The sequence below is a fragment of the Mammaliicoccus sp. B-M6 genome (assembly GCF_022386965.1).
Classification (GTDB): Bacteria; Bacillota; Bacilli; order Staphylococcales; family Staphylococcaceae; genus Mammaliicoccus; species Mammaliicoccus sciuri_A.
In genome coordinates this window covers 1-12,494 of the sequence record NZ_JAJNHJ010000019.1, presented here as the reverse complement: position 1 = coordinate 12,494, position 12,494 = coordinate 1, and the positions used below count along the sequence as shown (strand labels likewise).

Genomic DNA, 12,494 nt, shown 5'->3' with positions numbered 1-12,494 from the left:
CTATCTTTGTTGTGATTTATATTTTGCTGAATAATCATGCACAAACTGAGCAACTCTTCTCAATGTATCAGGTTGTACTTCTGGAAAGACACCATGTCCAAGATTAAAGATATAATTATGGTCTACTAAACCTTGATCCAATATTTGAACGAGTCTTTGTTCAATAACTTCCCATGGTGCTAGTAAAATAGCTGGATCTAAGTTTCCTTGTAACGTCTTAGTAATACCTTTTTCCCTAGCTTCTTTGATTTGTAAGCGCCAATCTAGCCCGATTACATCAACCGGTAATTGATTCCATTCTTCTATTAAATGGCTTGCTCCAACACCAAATGTTGTAACAGGTACGTTCTTTTCTTTAATTGCTGCAAAAATTTTATTCATAGATGGTCTAATGAAATAATGATAATCTTCAGCATTTAACGCACCTACCCATGAATCGAATACTTGAATCATCTTACATCCAGCATCAATTTGAGCATGTGTATAGCGAATTGCCATATCAGCTAATGTATCCATTAATTTAAACCAAGCTTCTGGCTGTTTATACATAAACGCTTTAGTCTTATTATAATTTTTAGAAGGTCCACCTTCAATCATATAGCTCGCTAGCGTGAACGGTGCGCCAGTAAATCCTATTAATGGTACGTTTAGTTGTTCTTCTGTTAAAAGTTTAATCGTATCTAAGACATATTTCACGTCTTCTTCAGGATTAATTTGACCTAATCGATTAATATCAGAAATGTCTTTAATAGGGTTATGTATAACAGGTCCTATTCCAGATTTAATTTCTACATCTACACCAATTCCAGTTAAAGGTGTCATAATATCTTTATATAAAATTGCAGCATCAGTATTATATTGATCTACTGGTAATTTTGTAACATATGCACAAAGTTCTGGTTGATGTGTAATTTCAAATAATGAATACTTTTCTTTAATTTTTCTATATTCAGGCTGTGATCTACCTGCTTGCCTCATAAACCAAACTGGTGTATGAGTTGTTTTTTCTCCCTTTGCTGCTTTTAAAATTGTATCGTTAAACGGTACACTCATTTATTTCACCTCATTATAATCATTACAATCTATTTTAACATATTCTATTATAAAGACATCTATGTGTACAAAAATTCATAAATTATACAAAAGATTTCATGTATTGGTTGATTTTAGCGCTTACATGTTTATAATCTAATTAAAGAGATATAGGAGGTATATCATTATGAAATGTTATATAACAACAGGTACGTATCATTTTCTGCATAGTATAATGAAGAAACATCCAGATGAAGATATTCATCATTATACGAGACAAGATACGACAGTACTTATTCATGAAACAAATGGTGATACAGTATTTGCACAACCAAGAGAATATCGAATATTAGAATCAAAAGGTGCTTTTATCAATCATGAATTTATAGCAGCAAGCTACATTCCTGTATCTGATGAAATGCAACATCGATTCGAAAATCATTATGTAGATATCGACAGTCAATTTGATAATTTCGAAGGGTTCGAATCATTTAGATTACTTAAACCTCGAAAAGGCGATACTTATATGATATTAGTAGGTTTCGATTCAAACGAATTATATGAAGATTTCACAAAATCATCTTTCTATGCGGAATATTTCTCAAGAGAGGCTACTCGTAAATTCTCTGGCGCTGAACAATATTCAACAGCAAATTATACAAAGTATTGGTATAGACCTGAAGAAGATGAAGAAACAGAAAACGAAGAAGCATAATTATAAAATAAAAAAGAAGAAATGATTCTCACTGAGTCATTTCTTCTTTTTTATTTGTTATTAATCTCTAAGTAGCTCTTGATGTTTTTTAATTTTCTTAATGGACGAATCTATTGTTAACCAACCAACAACGAAGAATAATATAACGAAATAAATCGCTGTAACAAATTTCAAGATATATATGATTGATAAAATAATACCTAATACAAGCATGATATTAATTAAAAACTGATGATAGCCTTTAACAACTTGTCCTTCACTAACCGGCCATACTTGTGGCCACAACCCGTATGCTTGTTGTTTATAAAATTGAGATAATTGTAATATCAACAAGTACATGATTAAAGCACCTAATATGGCTGATATGAATGGCTGATCAATCCACCAAATTAATACAAGTCCGATAATCAATAATCTTAATACGATAAAGAATGCATCTTTCCCTCTCGCAAAACTTCTTACAAATAAGAATTTATACATATAATTTTGATTAAATTTCTTAGGACTCGGAACTTTTAAGAAGACATCTAAATATCTTCTGCGAACTGTTCGTTCATTTAATACTTTTACATCTGTAAACATATTAACGAATTTATAATAATTCATCTTATGATTATGTTCGATAGTGATTAATGTTTCCCACTGATAAAAAGTACCTCTATTGATATTTTCTAATAAAATAATTAAAGCAATCAATACGACAATAGATAATAGACCTGATAAAGCCCCTACTTTTAAAGTTGTGTAATAACCACTCGCATATACGATAAAGAGTAATACATTAATTCCACATATTTCTAAACCATATTTTAACCAGAACCATTTCATCATCAGTCCTAGAATTGGAAAGATGAAACTCAAAACCATTACCGTGATATATAAATAAAATTTACCACCCATTAATTGATAGAATAATGGTAAACCGATCACTAATATTACGACTGGTAAATATAGTCGATTAAAATAACTATAAGTCAGTGCTTTTCTAATATAGAGCGTTAAGTGTTTTTCAAATGGTAACAAATATAACTTATCTGCTTCTCTAAAGAAAGTCCTCATTGGAAATATCGAACAAATAGATAATATAACTGAAAAGATTAAACGATAGTTAATATTTTGTGGAATATCTTTTAACCAATTACTATAGCCCAACGCAAAAGCGCCAATCATAATGGTTATAAATATCAAGAAATGACCATTAAAGATGAATTTATTGTAATTCATTTTCTCTAATACTTCTTCTCTTTGTCTAACCTTATATAAAGTATTTACATCATTCATACGCTTCACCTTGTGTTAAATGTATATAAATATCATCTAGTGTTGCATTAGTAAGTCCAGTTTTTTCTCTCAATTCTTCTAAATTGCCCATCGCTACTAAACGACCTTGATGTAATATAATAAATCGGTCGCAATATCTTTCAGCAGTTGCAAGTATATGTGTAGACATTAATACTGAAGAGCCTTGATTACGTCTTTCTACTATTAAATCTAACATTGTTTGTATACCTAATGGATCTAACCCTAAGAATGGTTCATCTATGATATATTGTGTCGGTTCAACTAAGAATGCACAAACAATCATAACTTTTTGTTTCATACCTTTTGAAAAATGTATCGGAAAGACTTTTAATTCATTTTCAAGTCTTAGTCTTTTCAATAACGGCATTGCCTTTTCAAGCGCTGTATCTTTATCAATACCATATGCCATTGCAGTCATGTAAATATGTTCTTCTAAAGTTAATTCATCATATAAAACTGGACTTTCTGGTATATATGTAAGATTTCTTCTATAAGATTCTATATCTGCTTTAATATCTATATTATTAATGGACATCTCACCTTGTTGTGGTGTTAATAAGCCAAGTATATGTTTAATTGTTGTACTTTTCCCTGCACCATTTAATCCAATAAGTCCTACGACTTCACTTGGTTTACATTCAAATGAGATATCATGGATAACAGCTTTTTTACCGTATCCACCTGTTAAATTATTCACTTTAATTGTCACGTGAACACACCTCCAAAATATATTGTAGCATGTTCTCAATGTTACATTCATTAAATATTATCTTTATCAGTGAGATGATATTACGAGCATGATATAATAAAACTAATATTTACATAGGAGATGATAGTATGTCAGAAACAATATTCAGCAAAATTATCGATGGTGAAATCCCATCATTCAAAGTTTACGAAAATGATTATGTATATGCATTCTTAGATATTTCTCAAGTAAGTAAAGGACACACATTACTTATACCAAAGAAAGCTTCACCAAATATTTATGAAACAGACCCAGAAACAATGAAACACATAGCTGAAGCTTTACCAATCGTTGCAAATGCCATCAAAAAAGCTTTCAATCCTGATGGTTTAAATATTATTCAAAATAATGGTGAGTATGCTTCACAATCTGTATTCCATATCCACTTCCACTTAATCCCTAGATATAAAGAAGATATTGATGGATTCGGTTATATTTGGAATACAAATGAAGACCAATTAGATGATGAGAAAAAAGCAGAAATCGCACAAACAATTCAACAGCATTTTTAATACACTGCATGTTTATAAAAATTCAGGGTATATATTTAAATAAGAGATATCAAGGAGGATAATTATGAAATTTTCAAGACTCGCAATTGGTGTTGGTGTAGGATTTGTTACAGGTTTTACAACAGCCATTTTAAATACAGACCGTTCTGGTGATGCTTTAAAGACAGATTTAAAATCAACTGCTGACGGTTCTAAAATTCAATTAAGTGAAATTAAAGACAATGCTATTGAAATAAAAGATTATGTATTAAAGACTAAAGACGAAAGCCAAATTGCCATTCAATCATTAAGTGAAGAAATTAAAACGATGATTAATGAATTTAAAGCTGATATTAACCCTAATATTGAACAAATACAGAAAAATATTGAAAATATTAGCAATCGTGGCAATGAAATTCAAAAAGAAATTCAAAATACTAAGCTTCCATTTCTAAAAAATTAGAAAACGTGTTAAAATTATTATATTATTAAAGTGTTATAACTAAGCATGATACATTAGTATCATGCTTTTATTATACAAACAAAGGGGGATTTAACTATGTCGAATGAATTGGACATGATTGAAAAAATGTTATTTACTCATAAGGTTTCACAGTTATCTAAAGCTTTATGGAAGACAATCGAGAAAGATTGGCAGCAATGGATTAAGCCTTTCGACTTAAATATTAATGAACATCATATTTTAATTATTATTAGAAGCTTAAATGAAGCTACAATATCTGAAGTGAGTAAATATGGCGTTATGCATGTATCTACTGTTTTCAATTTCGCTAAAAATTTAGAAAAACGTGGCTATTTAACAATGCCTAAAAGTCAGCACGATAAGCGTACGACTTATTTAGAATTAACAGATAAAGGTCTTGCAGTGTTAAGAAAGACATATTTAAACTATTCAAATGATACGAACAGATTATATGAAATTGCTGCAGATTATGAGAAAGTCATGTACAATATGCCAGAATTTACAGATGTGAAATATATCGTTGGTCAAATATATGGTAGCGACTTTATTCATCACATTGAACAAAACCATGAGCAATTAAGAAAATATCTACTTGACGAACAGTCTGAGGATGATGCATAATATCAAGATAAATCATATCTTAGAAGGTGACATTAACCATGTTTTTGTGTTCTAAATCAATTAATATACAGTCTCGTTATGGATTGCAGAGAATTGTATTAATTAGTGCTTTAGTTTCATTCTTAACATTTATCGTCACTTACGAAATATTCAATTATATACAAACAGAACCTTTAAAGGACGATAAGTTTATACTATTCTTATTCGTCCTTTGCTTAATTTATCCAATTCATAAATTGTTGCATTTGATTGTATTAATGTATTATCGTAAGTCATTTAAAATGAACAAAACGACTAAAGCTAAACGTGCTTTACCTTTATATAATATTAGAGTAGATCAACCAGTTAATAAGATTGTATTTTGTTTTGCACTTATTTGCCCACTCGTTACGATAACTACCCTATCTATTGCACTCGTAAATATAATTCCACAATATGGACATTACATTTTATTTATCATGTCTATCAATATTGGCATATCAATTATCGATTTACTTTATTTGAAGATTATTTTATTTACAAAAAAAGGTACTTATATTGAAGAAAGAAAAAATGGTATCGAATTGTTAACAAAACGTTCACTGGATGCCGAACATTTATAGTTTATTTTTTGTATTTAAAATAGTATATATGCTATATTTATCATTGTATTCTTACAAAAGGAGTTCTATTTATGAAATCAATTAAAAAAATAGTGTTACCTGTAACACTTTCAGCATCAGTATTAACTTTAGGCGCTTGTGGTAATGGTTCAGATAATTCTGGAGAAACTTTAGTAGAAACTAAAGCCGGAAACGTAACTTCACAAGACGTACTAGACAAAATGGGTAGTAACGAAGTCGCACAAAATGCATTTCAAATTGTACTTAACAAAGTCTTAAAAGATAAATACGAAGACAAAGTTGATACGAAGAAATTAGACAAACAAGTTGATAAACAAATCGAGCAATACGGTGGTAAGAAGAAATTTGAAGAAGCACTACAACAAGAAAAACCAGGTGCTACTATAAAAGACTTTAAAGAATCTCAAAAAACTTCTAAATATCAAGAAGAATTTATCAACGATGCCGTAAAAGTTTCTGACAAAGAAATCGATGAAAATACTAAAAAGGCTTCACATATCTTAATCAAAGTTAAATCAGATGATTCTGATGAAGGTTTAAGTGATAAAGCAGCTAAGAAAAAAGCTGAAAAATTACTAGCTCAAATTAAGAAAAACCCAGACGACTTTGAAAAAATTGCTAAGAAAGAATCACAAGATGAAGGTACTAAATCTAAAGGCGGCGCTCTAGGATTTGTATTGAAAGGTCAAATGGATGAGTCATTTGAAAAAGCATTATTCAAACTTAAAAAAGATGACGAAATTTCAGATGTTGTTAAATCTCAATATGGTTACCATATTATAAAAGCAGATAAAGGCGAACCATCTAAGAAAGAAAAAGCGAGCCTTAAAGAACAATATCGTCAACTAAAAATCCAAAAAGAACCTAAGATCATCATCAATGCTTACAAGAAATTATTAGATGAATACAAAGTTGACTACAAAGATAAAGATATTAAAAAAGCAATCGAAGATAATATCTTAAACGAAAAAGCATTACAACAACAACAAATGCAAGCAGCACAACAATCATCAGCAAGCTAAAATTAAAAAGCTATGAAGAAACGTTAAACGTTACTTCATAGCTTTTTTTGATTAATCTAAAGTTTCAGGTTTATAAAATTGTCTATTTTCTAAAGCAAAGATGCGCTCTGTAAATTGACCTTTATCTACTTTTTTAAGATGTTTTTCAAACATCATCATTCTTGCATCAATATTATCAATAAAATGAAGAATTTCTGCTTCTTTAACCATAGGTAATTTTGGTGAACCATACTCTAATTTACCGTGGTGACTTAAAACTAAATGTCTCAATAAGAGGACTTCTTCCCCTTCTATATTGTGCTCTTTTGCAACTTGTGCAATTTCATCACTAACGATTGAAATATGACCTAATAAGTTCCCTTCAACTGTGTATGATGTAGCGACTGGTCCTGATAACTCTTTTACTTTACCTAAGTCATGCAAGATAATACCACTATATAATAAGCTTCTATTTAATATTGGATAAATATCACACAATGCCTTCGCTTGTCTTAACATTGTTACAACATGATAGCTTAAGCCAGAAACAAAATTATGATGATGTGAACTAGCTGCTGGGAATGTAAAATACTCTTTTTGATATTTTTTAAGTAATATACGTGTAATTCTTTGTAATTTAGCATTTTCAATATCTAGTATATACGTCATAATTTCTTCTGACATATCATCGATTGATAATGGCGCCGCTTCTAAGAAGTTTTCCAATTTCACATTATCTTCATCTACAGCCACTCTAAATTGATTAACTTTCATTTGTTTTCTTCCACGATAATCAATAACGTCACCTTTCACACGAATAATCGTTTCAGGTACGAGTAGTTGAATATCTTCATTTGTTACCGTCCATACTTTTGCTTCTATATCACCACTTTTATCTTTAAGATAAAGTGTCATATATGGTTTACCTTGAGCTGTAACACCTTGAGTTGCTCGATGAATCAAAAAGTAATGATCTACTGAGTCTCCTGGTTTCAATGTCTCTATAGTTCTCATTTGCTCTTAGCTCCTTCTATTTTTGTCAGCGTAATTGTTTGTTTCTGAGGTACATTTTGATCTTTATTACAAGTGAAATAAAGTATTTGAATATCATCTTTCATACTCATTAAATATTTAATCATAATTTCTTTACGATGTTTATCAAAATGCACAAATGCATCATCAACGATAATTGGAAATGGATAATATTTTTGTAATGATTTAATTAAACTAAATCTTAACGCGATATATAATAATTCTTTCGTTGATTGACTTAATTCAGTAGGATGGAATATTTGTCCATTTTCATGTCTAACTTGTACATTTTGTTCTTCATAAATAACTTGATTATATCTGCCTTCTGTTAATGCTTTTAAAATATCTGTAGCATCTTTTACAACATAAGGTAGTCGTTTATCTTTAATTTGTTTAATATGTGCTTCAACTAAGTTTTGTAAATAACTCAATGCAGCCCAATCATTTGCAGTTTCATTCACTTTATCTTTAAGTAAATGGTATTCATGTCTTAAAGCTGAAAGTGTTTCATCCGTTTCCATATGATTGATTTGAGCATTCAAATCACTTAATTCTGCTTGAACATTTAAATAACGATCATTATATTCATCAACTTGACCTTCTAACTGAGTACGTTCATTTTCTAGGTCTGTTTTTGTCATATAACTTAGTTGTGTATTTTTATCGTAATCGTAATTTTGATTGTTCAATAAATCTGTTAAATAATTAAATCGTTTTAAATCCTCATGATAAGACACATATGCTTTATGATGACGATAATAAGCTTCTTCATTATCTACACTAATGAAGTCAAATAATGATTGAATCACATTGTTATTTTCTTCTAAACGTTCATTCAATGCATTTATTTCATTGGTTAATAATGCTTGTTGGTCGTTATTGCGTGATTGAATATTAAATTCTTTTTGATGTTCGTCTAAAGCTTGTTTGACATCATGAAATAGTGAAATCTCTTGATAATGTAATCCAGCATGACTCACAATGCTATCAGCTTCTCTATAAAATGCTTCTAAAGCTGCTTGTTTCTCATCTCTTATTTTAGTAATGCGTGTAATTTCTAATCTATTTTGTTTAATTTTTCTAATTGTCGACAATGCATCATTTAATAATTGTGAAGATATTTGATTAGATACATGTAAACTTACTTTAGTTTCTTTAAGTGCTCTTTCTTTAGTCTCAATAATTTCTTCTACTTGTTCAAGTTCTTTATTTAATTCAGATTGCTTAGTAGATAGTATCTCTTGAGACTGATAATAACTTTCTAATTCTTGTCTAATTTTCGTTTGTTCATCAAGATTAAAGTCTAAATCATAAAATTGCTTTAAGTGTTGAACTTTCTCTTCTAATTCATCTATTTCTTTAGAAAATGCTTGATCATGATTTAACTCTTTAGATTTAATCATAAAGGCTAATCCAACTAATACAACACCTACAACAGCGAATATAGCACTAAATACAATTTGTGATGCAATAAACGCATAAATGGCAATTGCGATTAATAATATGCCACCAATGCCAGAAGCAAGTCTATATTGTTTACTTCTCTTTTCACTTTCTTCTTTTTGCTTATTAAAGCTTTCTTCCATTTTTTTGTATAGTGATTTCTTTTCGCCAAGCTCTAGCGCTTTTTGATTATATACTTTCTTTTGTTCATAGTTTTCATCAGATACGAGATCATTATGCAATTTATCAACATTGTTAGAGTAACGCTCTTGTTCAATTGATAATTGGTTGAGCGAACGTTTTATTTGTTCGCGTTCTGCAACGTTTTCTTCTCTAATGCGATTGACTTCAGCTATATGTGTCTTCATCGCGTCAGACGTATCTACATCTAAAAATTCTTCATTCCAGCCGATATCTTGTCTAAGTAATTCATTATCACGTTCAGCATTATCGATTTGCTGGTTTAATTGTTTTAATTCTTGATGTTTCTCTTTAATATCTGATTCTCTTTGTCTAATACTATTGAGCGCTTTTTCATCTCGTTCAGACATAACTTTAACATTTTCTAAAGTATGTACGACTTGTCCAAGCTTTTCATTTCTTAGCGTTAAATCGCGTTTAATACTTTCATTAGAACGTACAGCTGATTCATAGCGCTCTATCCCTTGTTCAGGGAATTCATATGGTTCTATATTTAAATTGCTTTCTAACTTCTTCCATTCAACCACTTCGTTATGTAGTGAAATTTCTTTTTCTTTACTTGTTAACCTATCAGTAAGTTTACCGAGATTCTCTTTTAATTGATTTAATCTTCGAGATGTTTTATCACGTTCATCTTGAAGTCTTTCATATTCTGAAAGTTTCTTTTCTTCGTTTTTAATCTTAATTTCTAAATCATTCAACTGCTCTAATTGAACATTTAGCACTGGATTTTTACCATTCTTCTTATATAATGCATCTTTCTCAACTTGCATTAAATCACTCATACCTGTGAACTCAGTTGAACCGAGTGCACCTGCTTGAAGTAAATACATTTGAAGTTGGTCTTCAGTTAAGTTCTTATGAATATCTTGTAATCCTAATACATTAAAAGAGAAGATACCTTGATAAGTTCGTTTATTAATGAAATTTAACTTTTGTTTCAGCCATTCTTCATCTTTAACTTTACCGTTAGAAAGATATACTTTAACGTCACCTGTTACGCGACCTTTAACTCTTTCAACTTCAACAATTTGACCATCGAAATCTAACACTAACTTACCGCCGTATTGGTTCCCTAGTCTTGGTTCCAATCTTGGTTCATTTTCTTTTTTAGTTGGAAAGCCAAATAATATAGAATGAATAAATGCTTGTATCGTTGATTTTCCTGCTTCATTCTCACCATATATTTGCATAAAACTTTGATCAAATTTTATTTTTCTAGACATGAGTTGGCCATAGCCATAAATTTCTAAAGATTTAATTTTCATCGCTTTAACCTCTCATTCTTCTTTTTAAAATTGCTTCCCCACGCTCAATAAGTGCTTGTTTATCAACATCACTAAATGGCTCTAAAAATCGATTTGCTTTTGGATTCATATACAAATCACTGAGTGCTTCTTCAAGAATGTTCTCGTCTTGTAGGATATCATCATTGAACTCATTCGCTAAAGCTACTTCTGAATCTTGATCAAAGAATACATTCAACTGTTCAACAAAGATAAAGTTTGTTTGATTCTCTTCATACTCTTGTATCAATTGAATAACTTGGTTAATTTCATCTTGTTTTAAAATTTCATCATGTTTAACATAAACATCTAATTGATAAAAAGCCTTACCTTCAGTTCTCACACTATCTTTGAATTTTTGTATCGCTTCGTATAATGCATGCTTACCTTTAGCTTGAGTTTCAATGACCGCTTTTTCAAACCTAATATATTGAGTTGGTTTGAATGATGCTTGTAATTTAGACTCATCACCTTCAACTAATAAATAACCCTTTTCACCTTTTTCTTTAAAATGACGGGCTTGTATATTACCAGGATAATGGACTTGAGATAACTCACTAATCATTGCTCTTTCGTGAATATGCCCCAATGCCCAGTAATGATATAATTTGCTATTTAAATCTTCAATATTGAATTCAGTATATCTTTGCTTCACTCCTGAAGCTTGTGAATATGTACCATGTAATACACCAATATGTATCCCTTTATTACCTGTAGATTCAGGATATTCATCAATTTTATTCTCATAACTTTGATCTTTTTGATAACTAAAACCATGTAAATAAACAACTTGTCCATTTTTCGTAATAAGTTGATAAGTAGAAACTTTATCAGAGAAAACTGTAACATTCTCTGGCCAAACTGTATGGACACCAACAGATAAAGGATCGTGGTTACCATGTATAATATAAACAAAAATTTGTTCATCTTGTAGTCTAAGAAATTGCTCTCTTAAAAACACTTCCGCACGCAAAGTTCTATTATTTTGATCAAATAAATCCCCTGCAATGACGATGAAGTCAACTTGCTCTTTAATTGCGTCGTCAACAATTTTTCTAAAACTATTATATGCACTTTGTTTTACATCGCTTAAAATAGAAGGGCTTAAATAATGTCTAGACTTAAATGGACTATCAAGGTGTAAATCCGCACAATGTATAAATTTAATCATATACCTAACCTCTTTCAATATTAGCTCATTTCTTAATTATTATATTCAAGCTCAACCAATAGAATAATCAGATTTATAAAGATTTTTAATGCTTTAATTTTACCATATTCCGCGCGTATACGATACATCGCACATATAAGATTAAACAACAAAAAAGCGACATATGAATTGTTAATTCGTGAGATTGTAATGGATACGTTATGAACACTTTCGCCCAAACTTGTTTATAACGGGGCTCTTGATTACAAAACTCAGTCAAGTCCATATGTTTGTGTAATATCTTTAGTATGTAATCAACCTTTGGTTTTTAATGAATCGAACAACTATATTTGTTTTGAAGTTTA

12 protein-coding genes are annotated in these 12,494 nt (G+C 30.0%); 6 read left to right on the top strand and 6 right to left on the bottom strand.

Annotated elements, in window-relative coordinates; translation table 11 throughout:
- Nucleotides 1–1,053 (bottom strand): uroporphyrinogen decarboxylase, encoded by a 1,053-nt coding sequence (gene hemE / locus LQ693_RS08325; RefSeq protein ID WP_025904823.1) that lies wholly within the window; start codon nucleotides 1,051–1,053, stop codon nucleotides 1–3.
- Nucleotides 1,054–1,219: 166 nt separating this feature from the next.
- On the opposite strand from hemE, the gene LQ693_RS08320 reads away from it, so the two are divergent.
- On the top strand, nucleotides 1,220–1,747 hold the full coding sequence (locus LQ693_RS08320) for an antibiotic biosynthesis monooxygenase family protein (RefSeq protein WP_107572767.1): 528 nt from the start codon (nucleotides 1,220–1,222) through the stop codon (nucleotides 1,745–1,747).
- A 60-nt stretch (nucleotides 1,748–1,807) separates the two neighbouring features.
- On the opposite strand, the gene ecsB is transcribed toward LQ693_RS08320, so the two are convergent.
- On the bottom strand, nucleotides 1,808–3,028 hold the full coding sequence (gene ecsB, locus LQ693_RS08315; protein WP_239703160.1) for an ABC transporter permease EcsB: 1,221 nt from the start codon (nucleotides 3,026–3,028) through the stop codon (nucleotides 1,808–1,810).
- The gene (locus tag LQ693_RS08310; protein WP_037589715.1) at nucleotides 3,021–3,758 is read right to left on the bottom strand and encodes an ABC transporter ATP-binding protein; all 738 of its coding nucleotides are present in this window, start codon (nucleotides 3,756–3,758) and stop codon (nucleotides 3,021–3,023) included. Before LQ693_RS08310 ends, ecsB begins: the two co-directional genes overlap by 8 nt.
- Before the next feature lie 128 nt (nucleotides 3,759–3,886).
- Here LQ693_RS08310 and LQ693_RS08305 point away from each other — a divergent pair, with 128 nt between their 5' ends.
- From LQ693_RS08305 to LQ693_RS08285, 5 genes are all read left to right on the top strand, one after another.
- Nucleotides 3,887–4,309: an HIT family protein gene (locus tag LQ693_RS08305; RefSeq protein ID WP_025904819.1), complete on the top strand. Its 423-nt coding sequence runs from the start codon at nucleotides 3,887–3,889 to the stop codon at nucleotides 4,307–4,309.
- 64 nt (nucleotides 4,310–4,373) lie between these two features.
- Nucleotides 4,374–4,751, top strand: a complete 378-nt coding sequence (locus LQ693_RS08300; RefSeq protein ID WP_025904818.1) for a YtxH domain-containing protein — start codon at nucleotides 4,374–4,376, stop codon at nucleotides 4,749–4,751.
- A gap of 96 nt (nucleotides 4,752–4,847) precedes the next feature.
- Nucleotides 4,848–5,393 (top strand): HTH-type transcriptional regulator Hpr, encoded by a 546-nt coding sequence (locus tag LQ693_RS08295; RefSeq protein WP_025904817.1) that lies wholly within the window; start codon nucleotides 4,848–4,850, stop codon nucleotides 5,391–5,393.
- Between the two features lie 38 nt (nucleotides 5,394–5,431).
- Nucleotides 5,432–5,995, top strand: a complete 564-nt coding sequence (locus LQ693_RS08290) for a DUF3267 domain-containing protein (RefSeq protein ID WP_025904816.1) — start codon at nucleotides 5,432–5,434, stop codon at nucleotides 5,993–5,995.
- Nucleotides 5,996–6,066: 71 nt separating this feature from the next.
- Entirely contained in the window at nucleotides 6,067–7,038 is a 972-nt protein-coding gene (locus tag LQ693_RS08285; protein WP_025904815.1) for a peptidylprolyl isomerase, read from the top strand.
- A gap of 51 nt (nucleotides 7,039–7,089) precedes the next feature.
- Here the strand turns inward: LQ693_RS08285 and yhaM are convergent, their stop codons facing one another.
- The 3 genes from yhaM to LQ693_RS08270 are packed head-to-tail and all read right to left on the bottom strand — an operon-like array spanning nucleotide 7,090 to nucleotide 12,150.
- Nucleotides 7,090–8,031 (bottom strand): 3'-5' exoribonuclease YhaM, encoded by a 942-nt coding sequence (gene yhaM, locus LQ693_RS08280; protein WP_025904814.1) that lies wholly within the window; start codon nucleotides 8,029–8,031, stop codon nucleotides 7,090–7,092.
- Nucleotides 8,028–10,961 carry an ATP-binding protein gene (locus LQ693_RS08275; protein ID WP_025904813.1) on the bottom strand — a complete coding sequence of 978 codons (2,934 nt, stop codon included), beginning with the start codon at nucleotides 10,959–10,961 and terminating at the stop codon, nucleotides 8,028–8,030. The genes yhaM and LQ693_RS08275 overlap by 4 nt, the downstream gene beginning before the upstream one ends.
- Before the next feature lie 4 nt (nucleotides 10,962–10,965).
- Nucleotides 10,966–12,150, bottom strand: a complete 1,185-nt coding sequence (locus LQ693_RS08270) for a metallophosphoesterase family protein (protein WP_025904812.1) — start codon at nucleotides 12,148–12,150, stop codon at nucleotides 10,966–10,968.
- Nucleotides 12,151–12,494: the final 344 nt, after the last annotated feature.